Source organism: Metabacillus idriensis (assembly GCF_009674765.1).
Lineage (GTDB): Bacteria > Bacillota > Bacilli > Bacillales > Bacillaceae > Bacillus_P > Bacillus_P idriensis.
The window spans coordinates 1,232,198-1,251,431 of the sequence record NZ_WKKF01000001.1; the positions used below are offsets into that span (position 1 = coordinate 1,232,198).

Here is a 19,234-nt window from a genome sequence, read left to right on the forward strand (position 1 = left end):
ACATCTTTATCTTTTTTTAGGCCAAACTATTTTAGCAGAATGATGAATTTTTATTTACTTTCAAGGAGGTTTTTTTATGCAGAAGGTTCGAGATATTATGTCTAATGACATACAGGCATGCACGCCGCTTGATAATGTTTACGAAGTAGCGGTCAAAATGAAAGAATGGAACGTGGGATCCATTCCGATTATTGAGAACGATCAGTTGCTCGGGATGATAACGGATCGTGACTTAGTTGTTAGAGGGATTGCAGAAAAACATCCTGGATCTTATCAAGTGACAAAAGTGATGAGCGATCACTTGTGCACAATCAGTCCGGATGCATCTGCAGATGAAGCAGCACAGCTCATGGCAGAGCATCAGATCAGAAGGCTTCCTGTTGTAGAAGATGGACATATCGTTGGAATGGTTTCACTTGGGGATCTGTCCTTGAATCAATTGACAGATCAGCAGGCAGGCTCTGCATTAACGACAATTTCTGAAAAGGATGATCATCAGCTTCACTAAGCTGTCAAAGAGCATGCCATCTATCGGGCATGTTCTTTTTTTTAGGCTCTTTTCGAAAACTTTGTTGTTTTTAGACTAAATGTTAAAAATCTTAAGTGGAGTGCAGCAAAGGGACTTGACTCCTGCTGGAAATATTGCTTAATAAAAGTTCAAATTGAACATCTTATTTGAAAAATGCTGCTATTTTTGATTAAATGACCTATAAAAGGATATACTATCTGCCAATATTGTGAAATACTGTTTAGTAGTATAATGAATCTAATGGTTCATATAATGGTAGAAATGAGTGACCTGGAGGGATTTAAGCTGAGCAGTATATTAAAAACCATTTTTTTATTGCTGATTATTTTTATTACTTATATTCTTTTTATTCAATATGGAAATAATGAACCGATCAAACAAATAGATGAAAATGAACAAATCGCAAATGAATCAAATGAAGAATTAAATATGCCGGATTCAGGCGTTCTTTCTTTTGTTGGAAAATCTTCGAGTGAGATCCTTGAAACACTTGGGGAACCTGCAAGGAAAGATCCTTCATCCTATGACTACGAATGGTGGATTTATAACCAGAACGATCAGCAGTACCTTCAGGTGGGGGTGCTTGATGAGAAGGTCGTCACGGTATATGCCATCGGCCCTGAGGTGAATGTAAAGCCTTATAAACTTGGGCAGCCTGTTGGAGAGGTTTTTAAGACTAATTCGATTTCTTCAAGTATCTCCATTGATTTTGACGGCAATTCCTATCGATTTGAAATGTCTGAAGAAGATATGAACACAAGGCCGATCGTAAAAATGGGCAATGTGTATGTTCAGCTTTATTTAGATAAATTTGATGGCGAGCTTTCAAGCATCAGAGCTGTAGATGAAGAAACGCTAGTAAAGCAGCGTCCTTATGAAGTTGTTTACCGCGGAGAACTGATTCAGCCTAAACAGCTTAATGCAGAAGAATGGAAGGCTGTAGAAAAGGGAGCACAAAATCAAATTCTCGATCTTACAAATATTATTCGCAGGCGGCACGATGTTCCTCCAGTAGAGTGGGATCAGTTAACCTCAGAGGTTGCCTTTTCGCACAGCAATGATATGCTTTCCAATAACTATTTTTCACATGAATCGCCAACCGCAGGGTCGCTTGCAGACCGTTTAAAAGAAGGGGATGTAGCTTATCAGATGGCTGGCGAAAACATTGCAGCCCAATATATCGATGGAATAGCGGCTGTTGAAGGCTGGCTGAACAGCAAAGGCCACCGTGATACGCTTTTAAATCCAGATTTTACAAGGCTCGGTGTTGGTGTAAATGAGCTCTACTATACACAAAATTTTATCAGGCCGCTTAATGAATGATAATCAGAACAAAAAGACATCCAAGCGGGTGTCTTTTTGTCGGTTGACATTTACTTTTGTTGTTAATGAATGCACGCTGCTATGCTTTTTATCAGGCGTTTTTATTAGAGAAGAAAGTTTGCGATTAGATGTCTAGCTCCAGCGCCCAACTCCTCGGCCAGAACGGATACGCCAGTAAAGGCAAAAAGCGCCTTTACTGGCGTATCCTTATCTGTCTGTCGGAGCTAAACGGGCGCTTGCGCTTTTCTTGTACGCACGTCTCTCAGCATAGCCTTTACAGAGATGACAAACTTGAATTTTAGTCTGTTTATCACCAATATAAGTTTCTGTGTTTTTGGATTTTTTCTTGCAGAAATAACACGTCTTTTTAAAAAAAGGGAACATTTCTTTCTCCTTACTTATCGTTTAGGACGATCGATAATAAAAAAGCTTGCTGTACAATGTGCCATTAATTTGCCGTCATCACGGAAGACTTTTCCCTCAGTCACGACCGTTTTGCTGCCTTTATGGATTAGAGTGGCTACACATTTCAGTTCCGTGCCAATTCCGGGAGCAACATAATTTATTTTCATTTCAGAAGTAACGGCAGCCAGGTGCTCAGGCAAAACGTGATGTACAAGCGATCCCATTGCAGAATCAAGCAGTGTAGCGGTAATTCCTCCATGTACGATATTCAGGGAGTTTTGAATAATTGCCGTGTTGGGGATGGTTAATATAAATTGATTTTCGGAATATTCACCTTGTGCATGCAGCAATGCACCTATGTATGATCCATTTTCTTTACTTGCTTTCTTTTTTAGGCCTTCAAGAAACAGCTTTAAAACGGGAGCATCTTCTTCATTTAATTCCGCCAATAAGCGCATTAGTTCTTCCTGTTCCATCTCTCACCCAATCCTTTCTATTCTCCACTTCATCTTATCAGTCCTCCCAAATATTGTGCAATCAGGATTTTATTAAAAACCTGTGCAGTATGGTAAAAGGGAAAAAATGGGCGAACCGTTTTTAGACGATCCAATAAAATATAGTAGGCGAAGGTAAGCAGAGGTGATCAGCTAATGACAGAAAAAAAAGAACATCCTTCAATTGGACAATTTAAAGAATTTGTTAAAAAACACCCTAAATTGATTACTGAAGTCAGAAAAGGCGAGAAAAAATGGCAGGAATTATTTGAAGACTGGTATTTGCTTGGAGAAAATGATGTTTCATGGAAAAAGTACAGAGATGATGCAGATGAGGCGGAAACTGCAGCAGAAAAGAAGTCTGATTTTATGTCCAGGATGATGACGGCTGTAAAAAGCATGGATGCCAATCAAATGAATCAGCATTTGTACAACATGAACAACACCATTTCATCCATACAAAACCTATTTTCAACCTTTGGGCTTACAAAAGGCTCATCATCTAATCAGTCGAAAACACCAAGTAATCCCTTTTCCTTCAGGAAAGATTGAGCAGGAGCGACAGCATGAGAAAAGAAATTCAGGAAATGATTGCAGCAGACAATGAATTAAAAAAATTTTTGCGTGAACAGCCCCATTGGTACAGAAAGCTCGCCAGAAATCCTCAAGATACAGAATCCATGAAGCTTGCGATGATGAATTATTATCAAAAAACCATTCCGCATAAAGTAGCCCAATTTTCAAACTCCGTGCAGATGGCATCCATGATGCTTGGAATGTTTCAGTCGATGAGACAGCAGGACTGACAAGGAAGAAAGTCGCCGCCATGACTTTCTTTTTTTATTTGGCTGAAAACATATTTGATATAAAACTGGTGAAACTACCTCCATAAGGAGGCGTTGTCATTGATGAAACACTTTATGGTGCTGATTTTATTTCTCATATCTTTAACAGCCTGCACAAATGAAAAACCCCGTCCAGAGGGAGATGCCGTTCCGATGGAAATCAGCATTGCAAAAGAGGATGCAATCGAAGCGGGTGCTCAGACAGGAAGACAGCTTTATGTCAATCATCATATAAAAGGGCAAAATGTCTACATCGAGTGCTTTGTCCCAAATTTTACTTTTTCAGATGCACGCGGGAAAAAAATAAATGGTGAAGGATACATGAATCTGTATGTTGACGGAAAAAAAACAGATGAAATACATACAGCAGCATTTATCATTAAAGGTTTAAAAACAGGAACACACACGATTTCCCTTGAACTATTGCACAATGATTCTTCGAAATATCATTTGAAAAAAACGTGGAATGTTACGGTCCAGTGAGACGCTTGCATTTACCATTCCGGCAGAAACATGTTAAAATATAGCTGGAGGTGATGCCGTCTATGTTTGCTACTATAGAAAGCGTCAATTTAATCGAGGAAGCTGAGCTTCTTGGATCGTTAGTTGTTGAGTCAGAAATTGCGGAAGACTATCGCCGCACTTTAAATACATTAAATAAAGATAAATCTGCACAAAAGGTGATCGCCAAATTTGTAGAAATTAAGGACTTATACGAAGATGTCCAGCGTTTCGGCAAATATCATCCTGATTATAAGGAAATCACCAAGGCCATGAGGGAAGCAAAGCGGGAGCTTGACCTTCATGTCGCAGTAATCGCTTTTAAAAAGGCTGAGAAAGAGCTTCAATCGCTGCTGGATGAAATAAGCGCCATGCTTGGCAGAGCCGTTTCACAGAATATCAAAGTGCCCACAGGCAATCCGTTTTTCGATACCGGATCAAGCTGTGGGGGAGGATGCGGCTCAGGCGGGGGATGCGGCTGTAAAGTATCTTAAAAACGAGGCCAGTCCTCGTTTTTTAAGTTCCTTTTTTAAGACGGATACAGTCCTCGCACAAATTACCGCAGCAGAACATTTTTTCCTGAGGCACATAAAACCGGTGCCTAAATACATATAATTTCGTGTCTTCTCTGACAAAGATGCATTCAAACGTAAGCCGTTTCCCCTTCATTGCATAACGGGACTCTTTCTCAATCTTGAGCTCAATGTAGGCAAGTGATCCTGCGGATTTTGCCATTGCCTGAACATAGAGAAACGGAATGCCGGCAGATTTTTTTATCCAGCATGAAAGTGTTTCATCTGCATTCATTCTATCTAAAAATAATTCGACAGTCTGGCTCAGGTTCAAAGCATTCAGCTCCTTTTGCAGAAAGGTTTTCAGGGTGCGTATTGTAAAAAAATTAGAAAATTGGTACACTTCAAGTGGAGAATATAAAAAGGGAGATTATTTATGATGTTTGATAAGCGTCAAGGCATTATCATCTGGATGCATTCCTTAAAGCAAATTAAAATGCTCCGTAAATTCGGGAACATCCATTACGTATCCAAAAAATTAAAGTATGTTGTCTTATATTGTGACATGGAACATGTTGAACATACAATAGAGAAGGTGTCATCCTTTTCATTTGTAAAGCACGCTGAACCGTCATATAAGCCCTTTCTTAAATTGGAATTCGAATCGAAAATCGATAAAGCAAAAGAATATGACTATAAACTTGGTCTTTAGAAGTAAAGCGCAATCCTGTTTGGGGCTGCGCTTTTTCTTATATTCAGATGGAGGAATTTTGGCTGGCAGCTTTTATAGTTTGACTGCAGGAGTAAAATGTTTTTATGCATGAGAAATGGATTGAAGTTTGAGCAGCAGATTGTCTGAAAAGGGAGATGTATAGGCTATAAAACAGAAGATAATTCTAGATACAAAGAAAAGCAGCTGAATCTTTAAATGTTAGGCTAATGAAAAAATCATTCTGCTAATTAATATAAATTAGCTAAAAAAATTGAAAATCAGTGCTAACCGGGCGATTCCGGTTTTCTTATTTTCCAGATCCACCTCCTAACCCCTCGGCCAGAACAAATCCGTCAGCAAAGGCAAAAAGCGCCTTCACTGCCGGATTCTTATCTGTCATGCCTGGGCTAAACAGTCGGCTCCGCTTTTCGTTATTGTCCAGCTCCATCACCCAACTCCTCGGCCAGAACGGATCCGGCAGTAAAGGCAAAAAGCGCCTTTACTGCCGGATCCTTTTCTGTCTGTCGGAGCTAAACGGGTGATTCCGCATTTCTTATTGCCAAGGCGGTAAATACCGGTTCATTCTCAGAATCCCTGTAAGGTATTGAAAATACAATTCTTTTTCGGCAAATTGAGCAGAAGATTTGACTTCAAGCTCTATAATCGATTTCTCAAGTTTTTTTGCAAGATCTTCATATAATTCACGGCGTTTGCTTTCTCCTGCCGGAATGCCTTCAAGGCACAGGTAGATCGCTTGGAATTGACCAGGGTCAGTCGGGTTCATCGTGACTGCAAAAGATGACATTTCTCTTTCATTAATCGTTGTATTAAGAATTAAAAATCTTGAAACACGATGAGCATTCGCCTGTGTGGTTTCGATTAATTCATACAGATCCGAATAGCCGGCTCCAAGCTCGATAAAGCGCTGTATCAAACTGAATTCCTCCTGTTCTTTCTTTCTCATCATAATGTAACATGTTTAAATTCAGTTAGATAGATGATGTCTTATTTTTATCAAGAAAAAAGTTTATAGAAATGTATAGTGTGAACTCTATTGGTGGATAATGTATAGTAACAACATCGAATCGAAGATGTTGTTGCCAACCGCGGAGAAGACTTACGTTTCCCCATAAGTTCTTCCTCCGGTTTCTCCTCTCCCTTTGCCTTCTGCCCAAAAAAAGTCAGCTTTTTTTGGATTAGAAGGACCCTGCAGGTTTCCTGCGGGGTTTTTTTAGTTGGCGGACTTTAACTCTTAAGTATGTGTCAGTTCCGCTTTTGAAGGAATAAATAGACAACTAAAAAAGACCATTTTCCGGTTTGAAATGTGTATTGGTTCAATCTTATATTCAGATGATCGTAAAAGAATTTTTTTGCGGATAGTTAGATCATCTTTCCGAATGGTTAAACTTGATTCCCAGAGAGTTAGATGCTCGCTGCGGGTCGTGCAGTACTGTTTGCGGAGAGTAAAACTTGGAACAGATGGTTTCAGCCCTTAAGTATTTGTTTTGAGGAACACCTTATGAAAAAATGTCCGCAGAATAGCAGCTGCTCCATGCAAGCGAAATCCTGATTCCAGACGATGGAGAGAGTAAGGGTCCCTTTTCAATATTGTCTCTGTCCACGCTCTATGATACGATAAAACAGGCTAATTTCTAGCAGCAAAGACAAAATAACAGTGGTGAGAAAGATGAGAGTAGTATCAGGCAGCTGTAAAGGGCGGCCATTAAAAGCGGTGCCGGGGATGTCGACACGCCCAACAACTGATAAAGTGAAAGAATCAATCTTTAATATTATAGGTCCTTATTTTGATGGAGGGCTTGCAGTCGATTTGTTTGGGGGAAGCGGCGGTCTTGGAATCGAAGCTTTAAGCAGAGGAATTGAAAAATGCATCTTTGTCGACCGGGAAGCGAAAGCAGTTGCAACCATACATAAAAATTTAGAAGCCTGTCATTTTCAAAGTCAGGCAGAGGTCTACCGCAATGATGCAGAGAGAGCGTTAAAAGCCATTGCGAAAAGAGAGCTGTCCTTCAAGTTGATCTTTTTGGATCCTCCGTACAAGCAACAAAAATTGAAAGCGCTTATCGAATTGATTGATTCTTTTCGTTTAGTGGAAGATGGAGGCATTATCGTGGCTGAACATGATGCCGGGATTACATTGCCGGATGAGATTGGATCCTATAAGCTCACCCGCTATGAATCATACGGCATTAGTGCTGTGTCCATCTATATATATAATGAACAAGGGACGGGGGAGTAAAATGGCAAGCATTGCTGTTTGTCCGGGAAGCTTTGATCCTGTGACGTACGGACATTTGGATATTATTAAACGCGGGGCAAAAGTATTTGATAAGGTGTATGTTTGTGTGCTGAATAATTCATCAAAAAACCCATTGTTTAATGTGGATGAGCGCTGTGAGCTCTTAATGGAAGTGACAAAGGATATGCCGAATGTTGTGGTAGAATCCTTTAAAGGTCTTTTAATTGAGTATGCAAACAGCAAGAATGCAAGCACGATTTTAAGAGGGCTGCGTGCGGTTTCAGATTTTGAATATGAAATGCAGATTACCTCCATGAACAGGGTGCTTGATCCTAACGTAGAAACGTTATTCATGATGACGAACAACCAATATTCATTTTTAAGCTCGAGTATCGTAAAAGAAGTGGCCAAATACCGCGGCGATATTTCGGAACTTGTTCCTAAAGCTGTTGAAAATGCGTTGAAACAGAAATTTAACCGATGAAAAAGAGTGACCTCCTGGACGTGAATGCGTTCTATGGGTCACTTTTTTATTTGGCGGTAAAAATTAAAAACTGGGTAATTTGCTCAGCATGCTTTATCTAATTCCTTGAAAAAAACCTGCCTGCATAAATGAAAATGTATACAAGCAAAGAGACGATCGTGATTATCGGCCCAATTTCAGTTAGCAGGCTCCAGATGGACGCTAGAAGAACTGGTGTATCCTCAGTGAGAAAAACCGGCAGAACAGATACATTTGAGCCGGAAAGCTCCAAATAAACAGGCTTCCAGAAGATCCATGCGAAGAAGGCGGCGTATACTCCCTGCAGAATTCGGGCTATAAAAAACGGACGAAAACGGATGTCCGTCTCTGCAAGAATGCTTGCAACCTGAGCCTGAATAGACAGACCGCTGAAGCCAAGCATAAAGCTTGTCACAATCGCTTTTTGCAGCAGGTCGGCACCTGCTGCACTTGCAAGCTTGCTGCCGAGTGTCATCTCAAACATGCCTGATACAAGCGGAACGCTGAGTTCAGCAGACAATTTGAAAAGTGCAAGCAATAGAGAGAATGCGACAGCAATAAAATCTGTAATCGATAATAGGGATAATAGTTTATTTAAAACAGAAAATAAAATGATGAATCCGCCCACCATAAGCAGGGTTTGAATTGATGAGAGAACAGCGTCGCCAAGCATTTTTCCGATAGGCCTTGTATCATCAATCCGGGTCTGATGCATCTGTCTGAAAGCTTCTCTTATGGACGGTCTTCTGTAGTCTGTTTTTAAAGGTTTATCCTGTTCGCGTCCGTGAAATCTCATGGTCAAACCAACGGCCAGGTTTCCGGTATAATGGGCTGAAGCGAGAAGCAGGCCAAGAGCCTGATTGTTGAAAAATCCAATGGCTACCGCTCCAAAAATAAATAACGGATTAGAAGAATTCGTGAAGGATACAAGCCTCTCAGCTTCAAGAGCCGTCAGCTGCTTTTTTTTCCGCATCTCTGCCGTCAGCTTTGCGCCTGCAGGGGAGCCCGATGCCCATCCCATTGCCCAGACAAAGCCTCCAATGCCTGGAACTTTAAACAGGGGTCTCATGACCGGTTCTAAAAGCACACCTATGAACCTGACAATTCCAAATCCGATCAGCAGATGGGAAAGGATGAAAAAGGGCAGCAAAGACGGGAAAACGACTCCCCACCAAAGCTCAAGCCCTGCTTTAGAAGCAGTAAAGGAAACTTTGGGGCTGATAATCATAGCAAATGCCAGGATAATCAATAAAAATCCCAGCAGAAGTGTTTTTAGTTTAGCTGCGTTCAAAATATGTCCCCCTCTTGCTTCTTCCTATACTTTTTAAAGCTGATAATGATAAAATATAGTCAATCTTTCCTGCAGGGTTGTACACTCTTTGATAGTTCAATATACGAGAATAGGGGACCATTTTAGACCATAGAATTGACTAACGGATGAATTGACATTAGAGGAGGCATCTCTTTGAAAAGAGAACCTAAAATTGGTCTCGCCTTGGGATCCGGCGGAGCACGCGGTTTTGCTCATCTCGGAGTATTGAAGGTATTAAGTGAAGAGGGTATTCAGATCAGCATGATTGCCGGAAGCAGCATGGGTGCATTGGTCGGCAGTTTTTATGCAACAGGGCTCGGATTTGAGCATTTATATAAGCTTGCTACATTATTTAAACGCAAATATTATCTGGATTTTACAGTGCCTAAAATGGGCTTTATTGCAGGAAACCGCGTAAAGGATTTTATAAAGGTGTTCACAAGAGGCAAGCATATAGAAGACTTGGATATTCCGCTGTCTATTGTGGCGACAGACCTATACGAAGGAAAAAAAGTAGTCTTTACAAAAGGGCCGGTTGCAGATGCAGTGCGGGCAAGCATTGCCATTCCGGGTATATTTGTTCCTGAAAAAATAGATGGAAAGCTTCTCATTGACGGCGGGGTGATTGACCGGATTCCCGTTTCGGTAGTAAAAGAGATGGGCGCAGATCTAGTCATAGCAGTAGATGTTTCTCATGTGAAAAAGACAGAAGAAATCACGTCCATTTTTGATGTCATTCTGCAGAGCCTTGATATTATGCAGGATGAGCTTGTCCATCACCGCAAAATTGCCTCCGATATTATGATACGTCCGCATGTAGAGCAATATAGTTCAAGAGCATTTAAAAACATAAAAGAAATCATTGAAATTGGTGAAAACGAAGCTAAAAAGCATGTAAACGAAATAAAAGAGCTGATTGAGAGTTGGAAGGGGTCACAGCAAGATGAAGAATAACAAAGTAGTCAGAGCCATTTTAATAGGGGTGATCCTCGCTGCGGTCCTGAATTTTATTAAACTCCCTTATTATGTAACAAAGCCGGGCATGGCAACTGAGCTTGAGCCGATTATAGAAGTGGATGGCGGATATGATGAAGAAGGCAGTTTTTCACTTACAACCGTCGGTTTTGGAAGGGCAAATATATTTTCCTACGTCCTCGCAAATGTCCTTCCATACCATGAGCTTTTGCCGCTTGAAGATGTTGTTCAAGAAGGTGAATCGGATGATGATTATTTAAATAGACAAATGCATATGATGGAATCTTCTCAGGAATCTGCTGTTTCTTTAGCGTATGTAAAGGCAGGCAAAAAAGTGGACTACAAGTTCCACGGCATCTATGTCATGCAGGTTGTTGAAGGTATGCCGTCAGAAGGCAAGCTTAAAACCGGAGACCGTATTTTTAGAGTCGACGGGAAAGAATTTAAAACAGCAGAAGAATTTATTGCATACGTCAGCCAAAAGAAAAAAGGCGATAAGTTAGATATTACATATGACCGCAATGGAAAAGAAGGCAAAACCGAAATAACAGCTGCTCAGTTTCCGGATAACAAAAACAAAGTCGGTATCGGAATCTCTCTTGTAACTGACAGAGAACTTATGACCGAGCCTGACATTTCGCTTGATACAAGCAATATTGGCGGACCATCTGCAGGATTAATGATGACACTTGAAATTTATAATCAGCTGACAAAGGAAGATTATACAAAAGGCTATCACATTGCAGGCACAGGAACGATCGATGAAAAAGGAACAGTTGGCCCAATTGGCGGGATCTCACAGAAAATTGTAGCAGCGGATAAATCGGGAGCAGAGATCTTTTTTGCCCCGAATCAAAATGGGATTGCTGCCTCCAATTATAAAGAAGCAGCTGAAACTGCCAAAGAGATTGGCACGGAGATGAAAATTGTGCCGATTGACACATTCGATGACGCGGTAGCTTATCTGAAAAAATTAAAAGAAAAATAAAAAGGTGACTTCATCGTGAAGTCACCTTTTTATTTGCAGCAGCCTACAAAAACAGGTTTTCTGCTTCGTTATATTGAATAGGTCTTGTTGAATATTCGCTGTGCATAAATTGAGAACGGATTGGTTCAGGGAAAACCATGGCATAGACCGATGCTGCTTTAATATCCAGATCGAGCAGCGGGTGGGAGAATGCAGACAAAGTTGAAACAATCGGTCTATCGACCGTTTTCTTTATGCTGTTTAAATAAGCCCGCCCCTGCGAAGACATGCCCAGCAGCCTCAAATAAGGGGATCCTGTTTCATTAAGCTTCATTTGATCTTTGGTCGTTCTTGTTAGAATATGAAGACAAAGACGCTGAAGTCTTGTCCAAGTGTACCGTTTTGTTTTCAGCTGCTCCATAAAATCCTTAAAAGATGCAGCCTGATGAATGAGAGATTTCACCCGGTTTTCAAGGCCTTCCTCAACTTCATAAATCTGCTTCAGTTCACCATGCGTCATCGTGCAGATCGTATATTTAAGAAATCCGAAGTAATCTTCCCATTGATGAAAGGTGTCAAAATCATCGTTATACTTCTTTAGATTGTCCCAGGTGGTTTCAGGTACAAATGATTGAATATCTTTGTTTTCTTCTGAAAAGATGGCCTTGCGTATGCTTGTCGCACTTGCAATGGGGGTTTCATTAAATTCTTCATCATGGTAGCCTGCGGATGTCCGTTTAATCGTAAGCGGGGAAATAGCCGATCCCTGTTTCTGAATAGCTTTTACATATTGATAACCTAAAATATTATTCGGCATCGATAAATCAAGTGTATGTCCGCCTGTGTCCAGTGATTGATAGGCCTTTGTCTGGGCACTTGGATAACTTATTCCTTGTTTCATATAATACTTAATAGCATCCTGATAGTCTGAATCACGTTCTGCAAGTGTTTTAGCCGTCTCAAGGAAAGGCGTGATCTCTCCATTTTCACTTCCAAAGCAAACGGAATGGCATTTTAACGCTTCCAATATGGAGATGGCGCCATCTGAAAAAATTTCTGCTTTTTGGGTCGCAAATGCATATGGAAGTTCAACGACCAGATCAGCTCCCTGCTGCAGGGCCATTTTCGTCCGGCTCCATTTTGAGACAAGTGCAGGCTCGCCTCGCTGCAGAAAATGGCCGCTCATTACGGCGATGACTGTATCTGCTTCCGATTTTTCTTTGGAAGCCTGAAGGTGATAGAGATGTCCATTATGAAATGGATTATATTCAACTACTAAACCGACTGCTTTCAAGAACATTCCTCCCTGATTTATTTTTTTTCATTATTTTTCTAATTAAATCATGAAACGTGGGGCTCATGAAGTCAAGTTTCTGCAAAAAAAGGCTGAAAGACCTTTAAAATCAGCGTGAACATTTTGCATTAAAACAATATTCATGTATACTAAACACTGTAAAGAAAAAATATTGACAAATATTATTGCGAAAGCTATAATTACCTTTGTTGCCTTGAGGTGATACCATATGAAATGGTCTATTAATCAACTGAACCAACTGCAAAACAAGGGACTGCAAATTGATGAAACCGTCCAATTGACAGATATGAAAGGCGCGCTTTCTGAAATACGTGAAATTTCACCTGTTTCAGTAAAAGGCAGAGCAGATCTTGGCTCTTCTAAAGCAACTTTTCATTTGACGCTGACTGGCACGATGATTCTCCCTTGTGCAAGAACGCTAGTGGATGTTCCATTTCCGTTCGAAATTCATACAACTGAAACGTTTTTATTAAAACCGAATGCCGACTTCGAGATGGAGGAAGATGTCCATCACGTTCAAGAAGATATCGTTGACTTAATACCTGTTATTAAAGAAAACATACTTTTGGAAGTACCGATGCAGGTTTTTAGCGATTCTGTTGAAGGAAATGATCAGGCTGCCCCGCAAGAGGGAAAAGATTGGAAAGTTATCTCTGAAGAAGATAACAAAAACAAGATTGACCCGAGACTTGCAGGCTTATCGAAATTCTTCGATGATCAAGACAGCTAATGCTATTGTTTAGCACTTATATATAGGCTGTTTTAAACACAAAGTTTTAATGAAACTCTGTAAGGAGGTGGGAATAATGGCTGTACCTTTTAGAAGAACTTCTAAAACAAGAAAAAGACTACGTCGTACACACTTCAAATTGCAAGTGCCTGGTATGGTAGCATGCCCAAACTGTGGTGAAGTTAAATTAGCTCACCGTGTATGTAAAGAATGTGGAACATACAAAGGGAAAGAAGTTGTTAGCAAATAATAACTTCATTAAAAACGCAAGGATCTCTGATCCTTGCGTTTTTTTGTTGCTCATAATCAAAAACAACAATCCGTGAGAAAACAGCCTATATTATGAAGATTAATAAAAATACGCTCTAGTGCTTATCCGTTCCTTTCTATAAAATAAAAGGTATTCATCTTTTTCTATTAGGGGGATAAAAGTGGGGAAAGTATCAGCAAGCGAGAGAAACGGACTATTAGAGATTAAAATTAATCGGCCGGAACGCAGAAATGCAATTGACTATGATGTGATGAATGAATTAGAAGCGATTTTGAATAAAGCAGAAGGCAATGAGCGACTGATTGCGGCAATCATAACCGGCAGCGGCAGCAAGGCGTTTTGCTCAGGCGGTGATCTTTCTGTTTTCGGGAATATCGCGACTGCGGAAGAAGCTCTGTATATGCTCTCTAAAATGGGGAATCTATTATACAGAATTATGACTCTTCCTGTGCCGACATTCGCTCTGATAAATGGAACGGCTGTAGGGGGAGGGATGGAAATAGCTGCTTCTGCTGATTTCAGACTAGTAAATGAAGAAGCTTCACTAGGATTTATTCAGGGAAACCAAGCGATTACTACTGGCTGGGGCGGAAGTACGATGATGTTTGAAAAAATGCAGCATGATAAAGCCTTATACATGCTCACGAGCGGAGAGAGAATGAATGCTCAAAAGGCAAAAGAACTTGGATTTGCTTCAGTTGTTTTTCATTCTGATACATTTGAAAAAGATGCTTATGAGTACATAAGAAAGTCTCTTATTCCTTATCCTGATGTGATAAGAGCGTATAAAAAAGTTCAGATCAATAAATGGGTCAGCTCCGGTCTGAAAAAAAGAATGCAAGAAGAAATCGCCCAGTGTGCAGAGCTTTGGGCAGGCGAAGATCACTTGAATGCTGTAAGGCAATTCTTTCAAAAGTAGACAGGGAAAAAACAGCTTGTATCCCTGTGATTTCTGTCACGTTCGGTAGTCTATCTATTCTAGCAGGCGCATATGTATGTAAAAAATGCGTATTAGGGGGAATAGATATGACGACTACACGTCAGGATGCTTGGACTCAGGATGAGGATTTGATGCTCGCTGAAATAGTTCTCAGGCAGATTCGTGAAGGCGGTACACAGCTTGCAGCATTTGAAGAAGTTGGGCAAAAGTTATCAAGAACGGCAGCAGCATGCGGTTTCCGCTGGAATTCTTATGTGAGAAAGCAGTACAAATCAGCGATTGAAATGGCAAAAGCACAGCGCAAGAAAATCCGCAAACAAGAGCCTGAAGAATCTGCTGATCAGGCTAAGCCCTCTTACGAAACTGAATCGCAGCAGCCTGAAGCAGGAGAACCGCTGACCTTTCATGAAGTGATATCGTTTTTGAAAACCTATGAAAATTCAGGAAGCGCGGCAGACTTAAAAAGCGAAAATGAAAAACTTATTAAAAAAGTAACCCATCTTGAGCAGCAAATTGAAAAACTGCAGGCTGAAAAAGAGACCATCCACAGCAATCTTAAGATTGTAGAGGAAGATTATATGATGCTAATTGAAATGATGGAACGCGCAAGAAATATGGCTGTTTTGAGAGACGATGAACGCAGCCGCAAGGTGAAGTTTCAGGTGGACCGCAATGGAAATCTCGAAAGAGCTGAAAAATAAAAGAATGACCGCCGGTGCGGTCATTCTTTTATTTTATTGGCAGTTATATTAAGCGGATTCTCCTTTTTGTTCGGAAACACCTTCAGGATACCAGACAAGAGGATTTTCTCCTTTATCGCGATCCATGTCATATGTGACGGACTCAAATCCCATTCTTGACCAGAATTCACCCGACTTTATTCTTGGATTGGTTTTGATCGGAACACCGTAAGACTTTGCATATTCAACAAGTGCCGTGCCATAGCCTTTGCGCTTATAATCAGGAAGCACTTCAAGCTTCCACAGCTCCAAATAATCCTGTTTCGGATCGAAATATTCATCGAACTTTTTATCGACACGGTAAAGGCTCATGCGGGCAACCAGTTTTTCGCCAAAGTAAATGCCGTAGAATGGAGAATTGCTGTCATTTTCAATGATGTTATCTTGAAGATCATCCAGCATGGACAGCTCCTGCAGTCCGTATTCTTTAAATTTTTTAAATTCCTCTAACGTTTTATAATTAATAAGCAATTTTTCTACCTTAAACATTGTTTCTCCCCCTTGCAGCCTCTGATCGTTGTTTATCATACAGGTTTAAGATAAGAATACAAAATCTTAACAACATTTTAAAACTTACATTTATTATACCACGTAGAAAAGATTAGAAAAGAGTTTCGTGAGCGTTTTCATTTTAAAGCAGGAAATTTAAAGTTTATGAAGAAATGTACTCTGTGGGGATATTCTTTTACACCTTGGGAGGGGAGAAATTGAAGAAGATTTTAATTGCAAACCGGGGAGAAATTGCGCTTCGGATTATCCAAACATGCAAAAAAATGGGGATTGAAACAGTCGTCATTTTTTCTGATGCTGATGCTGAGCTGCCATTTGTTAAAGAAGCAGACTATGCCTTTAGAATAGGTGAAGCTCCTGTAGCGAAGTCCTATTTATTAAAGGATGAAATTTTAAATATTGCCGTCAGGGAACAAGTGGATGGAATTCATCCGGGGTATGGATTTTTATCTGAAAATACGGAGTTTGCTCAGGCAGCAAAAGAAAAGGGCATCAAGTTTATTGGGCCTCATTCAGAAACAATGGCTCTAATGGGAGATAAAGTTGCAGCGCGAAAAACAATGAAAGAAGCTCTCGTGCCTGTCGTGCCAGGAAGTGTTACAGGTATTTCAACAGTTGAGGACGCCTGTTCCTTCGCAGCGGAAATCGGCTATCCCGTGATGCTTAAAGCAAGCGGCGGAGGCGGCGGGATCGGCATGCAGCGGTGTGACGATGAAGCAGCCCTTATAAAATGTTTTGACTCAACGAAAACAAGAGCAAAAGCATACTTCGGAAATGATGAAGTTTTTATAGAAAAATTCATTGCAGATGCAAGGCACATTGAAATTCAATTATTTGGAGATCATCACGGAAATGTCGTGCACATGTTCGAGCGTGATTGCTCTGTTCAGCGCAGAAACCAAAAAGTGGTCGAAGAATCTCCATCTCCGCACCTGTCTGATGAGACAAGGGCCAAAATGTGCGAAGCTGCTATAGCTGCAGCAAAGCATGTAGGATACATAAACGCAGGAACGATCGAGTTTATTGTAGATGATAAAGAAAACTTTTATTTCCTTGAAATGAATACTAGACTGCAAGTTGAGCACAGGGTGACAGAAGGTGTGACCGGTCTTGATCTTGTAGAGCTTCAAATTCGCACGGCGGCAGGAAATGCGCTTCCTTTTACACAGGATGAAATTACGAAAAACGGTCATTCAATTCAATTCAGACTTTACGCTGAAGATCCTGTGAAGTTCATTCCGTCACCCGGATTAATTAAAGCGTTTACATTTAGTGAAATGAATGGTGTTATTGTCGATCGTGCCTATGCAGAAGGCAATACGGTTACGCCTTTTTATGACCCGCTGGTGGCGAAAATTATTGTAAACGGCAATAGCCGGGAAGAAACCATTGAAAAAGCAAGGACATTCTTAAATGAAATGAAAATCGAAGGAATTAAAACAAACCTTCCTTTATTTATTCATATTTTATCGAATGAACAATTTAACCGCGGAAGATATAGCACATCCTTTTTACAGACAGCTGTTTTCGCATAAGCAAGAGCTTTAAAAAAATTGTTTCACCACATCAAGAATGGAGGATTTATAACATGATCGAAATTAAAGCAAGTATGGCAGGAACGGTATTGAATGTATTAGTGGCAGCAGGGGACGAAGTAACGGCAGGACAAGATGTGATCATGCTTGAATCGATGAAAATGGAAATACCTTTAGACAGCCCGGAAAATGGTGTTGTGGAGGAAGTAAAAGCCGAAACGGGCGATTTTGTTAACGAGGGCGATGTATTAATTATTTTAAAAGCGTAAAAAGGAGGTACTTCCAATGTTGAAAACGGATGAATTGGTCAAAATCCTTAAAGAAAAGACAGCTGAAATTGAGGCCGGCGGACACCCTAAATATCATGATAAGCTGCAGCAGCAGGGAAAATTGTTTGTAAGAGAGAGACTTAACCGTCTGTTTGATAATGGAAAATACACAGAGGATGGGAAATTTGCGAATAACCAGGCAGGCGACCTGCCATCAGACGGCGTGGTTACGGCCATCGGGAAAATCAATAACCAAACCGTTTGCGTAATGGCAAATGATTCTACCATCAAAGCCGGCTCTTGGGGAGCGAGAACGGTTGAAAAAATCATCCGAATTCAGGAAACAGCTGAAAAATTAAAAGTTCCCTTGCTCTATCTGGTGGATTCAGCCGGAGCGAGAATTACGGATCAGATTGATATGTTCCCAAATCGGCGCGGTGCAGGGAAGATCTTTTATAACCAGGTTAAATTGTCAGGGATGATTCCCCAAATCTGTCTTCTATTTGGGCCTTCAGCAGCTGGAGGAGCATACATCCCGGCATTTTGTGACATTGTTATCATGGTCGAAGGAAATGCCTCCATGTATTTGGGTTCGCCGAGAATGGCAGAAAAAGTCATCGGCGAAAAAGTCAGCCTTGAAGAAATGGGCGGAGCGAGAATGCACTGCTCTGTAAGCGGGTGCGGCGATGTTCTTGTAAAAACGGAAGAAGACGCCATATTAGAGGCTAGAAGATACTTAACTTACTTTCCGCAAAATTATCAGCATGCTTCAATGTCTGTTGAGGCAGTTGCTCCAAAGCAGGGCAGGAGGCTGTCTGAAATTGTTCCGGAAAATCAGAATGCGCCATTTGATATGTATGAGTGCATCGATTCTCTTATAGACGAGGGAAGCTTTTTTGAAATAAAACGCTTATTCGCACCGGAAATCATTACAGGATTTGCCCGGATGGACGGAAAAGTTGTTGCGATCATTGCTAATCAGCCCCGAGTAAAAGGCGGAGTTTTATTCGTAGATTCAGCAGACAAAGCAGCGAAGTTTATGCAGCTTGCGGATGCGTTCCATATTCCGCTGCTATTCCTTGCGGATGTGCCGGGCTTCATGATTGGCACAAAGGTAGAAAGAGCGGGAATTATCCGCCATGGCGCTAAGATGATTGCTGCCATGAGCTCTGCTACGGTTCCAAAGATCTCCGTTATCGTCAGAAAAGCATATGGTGCAGGCCTTTATGCAATGGCAGGACCGGCTTTTGAAACGGATTGCGTGATCGCTCTTCCTACAGCTCAAATTGCTGTTATGGGTCCTGAAGCTGCAGTTAATGCGATTTATTCAAACAAAATCAATGAAATTGAAGATCCGAAGGAGAGAATGAAATTTGTCCTTCAAAAACAGCAGGAATATAAAGAGAATATCGATATTTATAAGCTTGCATCTGAAATGATTGTTGATGACATTGTTTCCGCAGATGACCTTAGAGAGGAACTTATTTCCCGCTTCTCTTTATATGAAACAAAACAGCTTTCATTCAGCGAACGGAAGCATCCGGTTTATCCGGTTTAATTCAGAATGAAAAGCCAGCTTTCAAAGCTGGC

General features: G+C 40.8%; 25 protein-coding genes. 18 read left to right on the forward strand and 7 right to left on the reverse strand.

Annotation, left to right across the window (positions count from 1 at the left end):
* Positions 1-76 precede the first annotated feature (76 nt).
* A complete protein-coding gene (locus GJU41_RS06060; protein WP_070879052.1) occupies positions 77-508 on the forward strand; it encodes a CBS domain-containing protein in 432 nt (143 codons plus the stop codon).
* Positions 509-814: 306 nt separating this feature from the next.
* Complete coding sequence (locus GJU41_RS06065; protein WP_154318340.1) at positions 815-1,852, forward strand: CAP domain-containing protein; 1,038 nt, start codon at positions 815-817, stop codon at positions 1,850-1,852.
* Between the two features lie 398 nt (positions 1,853-2,250).
* Here GJU41_RS06065 and GJU41_RS06070 read toward each other — a convergent pair whose 3' ends face one another.
* A complete protein-coding gene (locus GJU41_RS06070; protein WP_154318159.1) occupies positions 2,251-2,733 on the reverse strand; it encodes a PaaI family thioesterase in 483 nt (160 codons plus the stop codon).
* Positions 2,734-2,907: 174 nt separating this feature from the next.
* Between GJU41_RS06070 and ylbD the strand changes: the two genes are divergently transcribed.
* The 4 genes from ylbD (at position 2,908) to GJU41_RS06090 (ending at position 4,591) form a co-directional block, all read left to right on the forward strand.
* Entirely contained in the window at positions 2,908-3,303 is a 396-nt protein-coding gene (gene ylbD / locus GJU41_RS06075; protein WP_070879054.1) for a YlbD family protein, read from the forward strand.
* Positions 3,304-3,317: 14 nt separating this feature from the next.
* Positions 3,318-3,557, forward strand: a complete 240-nt coding sequence (locus GJU41_RS06080; RefSeq protein ID WP_070879055.1) for a YlbE-like family protein — start codon at positions 3,318-3,320, stop codon at positions 3,555-3,557.
* Positions 3,558-3,656: 99 nt separating this feature from the next.
* On the forward strand, positions 3,657-4,079 hold the full coding sequence (locus GJU41_RS06085) for a hypothetical protein (RefSeq protein ID WP_083328359.1): 423 nt from the start codon (positions 3,657-3,659) through the stop codon (positions 4,077-4,079).
* 62 nt (positions 4,080-4,141) lie between these two features.
* Positions 4,142-4,591: a YlbF/YmcA family competence regulator gene (locus tag GJU41_RS06090; protein WP_070879057.1), complete on the forward strand. Its 450-nt coding sequence runs from the start codon at positions 4,142-4,144 to the stop codon at positions 4,589-4,591.
* Positions 4,592-4,613: 22 nt separating this feature from the next.
* On the opposite strand, the gene GJU41_RS06095 is transcribed toward GJU41_RS06090, so the two are convergent.
* Positions 4,614-4,943, reverse strand: coding sequence for a hypothetical protein (locus GJU41_RS06095; RefSeq protein WP_083328360.1), 330 nt, complete (start codon positions 4,941-4,943; stop codon positions 4,614-4,616).
* 105 nt (positions 4,944-5,048) lie between these two features.
* On the opposite strand from GJU41_RS06095, the gene GJU41_RS06100 reads away from it, so the two are divergent.
* On the forward strand, positions 5,049-5,321 hold the full coding sequence (locus GJU41_RS06100; protein ID WP_070879159.1) for a YlbG family protein: 273 nt from the start codon (positions 5,049-5,051) through the stop codon (positions 5,319-5,321).
* A gap of 307 nt (positions 5,322-5,628) precedes the next feature.
* On the opposite strand, the gene GJU41_RS06105 is transcribed toward GJU41_RS06100, so the two are convergent.
* A complete protein-coding gene (locus GJU41_RS06105) occupies positions 5,629-5,769 on the reverse strand; it encodes a hypothetical protein (RefSeq protein WP_154318160.1) in 141 nt (46 codons plus the stop codon).
* Between the two features lie 105 nt (positions 5,770-5,874).
* Positions 5,875-6,255, reverse strand: coding sequence for a DUF7147 family protein (locus tag GJU41_RS06110; protein ID WP_070879059.1), 381 nt, complete (start codon positions 6,253-6,255; stop codon positions 5,875-5,877).
* Positions 6,256-7,008: 753 nt separating this feature from the next.
* Between GJU41_RS06110 and rsmD the strand changes: the two genes are divergently transcribed.
* Together rsmD and coaD are read left to right on the forward strand one after the other, a co-directional pair.
* On the forward strand, positions 7,009-7,578 hold the full coding sequence (rsmD, locus tag GJU41_RS06115) for a 16S rRNA (guanine(966)-N(2))-methyltransferase RsmD (protein ID WP_070879060.1): 570 nt from the start codon (positions 7,009-7,011) through the stop codon (positions 7,576-7,578).
* A gap of 1 nt (position 7,579) precedes the next feature.
* A complete protein-coding gene (coaD, locus tag GJU41_RS06120) occupies positions 7,580-8,062 on the forward strand; it encodes a pantetheine-phosphate adenylyltransferase (RefSeq protein WP_070879061.1) in 483 nt (160 codons plus the stop codon).
* Between the two features lie 97 nt (positions 8,063-8,159).
* Here coaD and ylbJ read toward each other — a convergent pair whose 3' ends face one another.
* Positions 8,160-9,371, reverse strand: a complete 1,212-nt coding sequence (ylbJ, locus tag GJU41_RS06125; protein ID WP_070879062.1) for a sporulation integral membrane protein YlbJ — start codon at positions 9,369-9,371, stop codon at positions 8,160-8,162.
* A 174-nt stretch (positions 9,372-9,545) separates the two neighbouring features.
* Here ylbJ and GJU41_RS06130 point away from each other — a divergent pair, with 174 nt between their 5' ends.
* Both GJU41_RS06130 and GJU41_RS06135 read left to right on the forward strand, forming a co-directional pair.
* Positions 9,546-10,346 (forward strand): patatin-like phospholipase family protein, encoded by an 801-nt coding sequence (locus GJU41_RS06130; RefSeq protein WP_070879063.1) that lies wholly within the window; start codon positions 9,546-9,548, stop codon positions 10,344-10,346.
* The gene (locus tag GJU41_RS06135) at positions 10,336-11,355 is read left to right on the forward strand and encodes a SepM family pheromone-processing serine protease (protein WP_070879064.1); all 1,020 of its coding nucleotides are present in this window, start codon (positions 10,336-10,338) and stop codon (positions 11,353-11,355) included. The genes GJU41_RS06130 and GJU41_RS06135 overlap by 11 nt, the downstream gene beginning before the upstream one ends.
* Before the next feature lie 43 nt (positions 11,356-11,398).
* On the opposite strand, the gene GJU41_RS06140 is transcribed toward GJU41_RS06135, so the two are convergent.
* Positions 11,399-12,628 (reverse strand): nucleotidyltransferase, encoded by a 1,230-nt coding sequence (locus tag GJU41_RS06140; RefSeq protein WP_070879065.1) that lies wholly within the window; start codon positions 12,626-12,628, stop codon positions 11,399-11,401.
* Positions 12,629-12,857: 229 nt separating this feature from the next.
* Between GJU41_RS06140 and GJU41_RS06145 the strand changes: the two genes are divergently transcribed.
* The 4 genes from GJU41_RS06145 (at position 12,858) to GJU41_RS06160 (ending at position 15,291) form a co-directional block, all read left to right on the forward strand.
* On the forward strand, positions 12,858-13,379 hold the full coding sequence (locus tag GJU41_RS06145) for a YceD family protein (protein ID WP_070879066.1): 522 nt from the start codon (positions 12,858-12,860) through the stop codon (positions 13,377-13,379).
* A gap of 76 nt (positions 13,380-13,455) precedes the next feature.
* The gene (gene rpmF, locus GJU41_RS06150) at positions 13,456-13,629 is read left to right on the forward strand and encodes a 50S ribosomal protein L32 (protein WP_029285043.1); all 174 of its coding nucleotides are present in this window, start codon (positions 13,456-13,458) and stop codon (positions 13,627-13,629) included.
* A 181-nt stretch (positions 13,630-13,810) separates the two neighbouring features.
* Positions 13,811-14,569, forward strand: coding sequence for an enoyl-CoA hydratase/isomerase family protein (locus GJU41_RS06155; RefSeq protein ID WP_170292730.1), 759 nt, complete (start codon positions 13,811-13,813; stop codon positions 14,567-14,569).
* A 107-nt stretch (positions 14,570-14,676) separates the two neighbouring features.
* A complete protein-coding gene (locus tag GJU41_RS06160) occupies positions 14,677-15,291 on the forward strand; it encodes an RsfA family transcriptional regulator (protein ID WP_154318161.1) in 615 nt (204 codons plus the stop codon).
* 48 nt (positions 15,292-15,339) lie between these two features.
* Here the strand turns inward: GJU41_RS06160 and GJU41_RS06165 are convergent, their stop codons facing one another.
* A complete protein-coding gene (locus tag GJU41_RS06165; protein WP_070879069.1) occupies positions 15,340-15,819 on the reverse strand; it encodes an N-acetyltransferase in 480 nt (159 codons plus the stop codon).
* Positions 15,820-16,037: 218 nt separating this feature from the next.
* Here GJU41_RS06165 and GJU41_RS06170 point away from each other — a divergent pair, with 218 nt between their 5' ends.
* From GJU41_RS06170 to GJU41_RS06180, 3 genes are read left to right on the forward strand one after another with little or no spacing between them, the layout of a single operon-like run.
* Positions 16,038-17,375 (forward strand): acetyl-CoA carboxylase biotin carboxylase subunit, encoded by a 1,338-nt coding sequence (locus GJU41_RS06170; RefSeq protein ID WP_154318162.1) that lies wholly within the window; start codon positions 16,038-16,040, stop codon positions 17,373-17,375.
* Positions 17,376-17,428: 53 nt separating this feature from the next.
* Positions 17,429-17,644: an acetyl-CoA carboxylase biotin carboxyl carrier protein subunit gene (locus GJU41_RS06175; protein ID WP_070879071.1), complete on the forward strand. Its 216-nt coding sequence runs from the start codon at positions 17,429-17,431 to the stop codon at positions 17,642-17,644.
* 16 nt (positions 17,645-17,660) lie between these two features.
* A complete protein-coding gene (locus tag GJU41_RS06180; RefSeq protein WP_070879072.1) occupies positions 17,661-19,202 on the forward strand; it encodes an acyl-CoA carboxylase subunit beta in 1,542 nt (513 codons plus the stop codon).
* The last annotated feature ends 32 nt before the right edge of the window (positions 19,203-19,234 follow it).

Bases quoted from the DNA above. Each gene is read 5' to 3' on its own strand.
- ylbD (WP_070879054.1), top strand. From the start codon at position 2,908: ATGACAGAAAAAAAAGAACATCCTTCAATTGGACAATTTAAAGAATTT.
- rpmF (WP_029285043.1), top strand. From the start codon at position 13,456: ATGGCTGTACCTTTTAGAAGAACTTCTAAAACAAGAAAAAGACTACGT.
- GJU41_RS06070 (WP_154318159.1), bottom strand. From the start codon at position 2,733: ATGGAACAGGAAGAACTAATGCGCTTATTGGCGGAATTAAATGAAGAA.
- GJU41_RS06165 (WP_070879069.1), bottom strand. From the start codon at position 15,819: ATGTTTAAGGTAGAAAAATTGCTTATTAATTATAAAACGTTAGAGGAA.
- GJU41_RS06135 (WP_070879064.1), top strand. From the start codon at position 10,336: ATGAAGAATAACAAAGTAGTCAGAGCCATTTTAATAGGGGTGATCCTC.
- GJU41_RS06145 (WP_070879066.1), top strand. From the start codon at position 12,858: ATGAAATGGTCTATTAATCAACTGAACCAACTGCAAAACAAGGGACTG.
- GJU41_RS06080 (WP_070879055.1), top strand. From the start codon at position 3,318: ATGAGAAAAGAAATTCAGGAAATGATTGCAGCAGACAATGAATTAAAA.
- rsmD (WP_070879060.1), top strand. From the start codon at position 7,009: ATGAGAGTAGTATCAGGCAGCTGTAAAGGGCGGCCATTAAAAGCGGTG.
- GJU41_RS06180 (WP_070879072.1), top strand. From the start codon at position 17,661: ATGTTGAAAACGGATGAATTGGTCAAAATCCTTAAAGAAAAGACAGCT.
- GJU41_RS06100 (WP_070879159.1), top strand. From the start codon at position 5,049: ATGTTTGATAAGCGTCAAGGCATTATCATCTGGATGCATTCCTTAAAG.
- GJU41_RS06060 (WP_070879052.1), top strand. From the start codon at position 77: ATGCAGAAGGTTCGAGATATTATGTCTAATGACATACAGGCATGCACG.
- coaD (WP_070879061.1), top strand. From the start codon at position 7,580: ATGGCAAGCATTGCTGTTTGTCCGGGAAGCTTTGATCCTGTGACGTAC.
- GJU41_RS06160 (WP_154318161.1), top strand. From the start codon at position 14,677: ATGACGACTACACGTCAGGATGCTTGGACTCAGGATGAGGATTTGATG.
- GJU41_RS06090 (WP_070879057.1), top strand. From the start codon at position 4,142: ATGTTTGCTACTATAGAAAGCGTCAATTTAATCGAGGAAGCTGAGCTT.
- GJU41_RS06175 (WP_070879071.1), top strand. From the start codon at position 17,429: ATGATCGAAATTAAAGCAAGTATGGCAGGAACGGTATTGAATGTATTA.
- GJU41_RS06105 (WP_154318160.1), bottom strand. From the start codon at position 5,769: ATGGAGCTGGACAATAACGAAAAGCGGAGCCGACTGTTTAGCCCAGGC.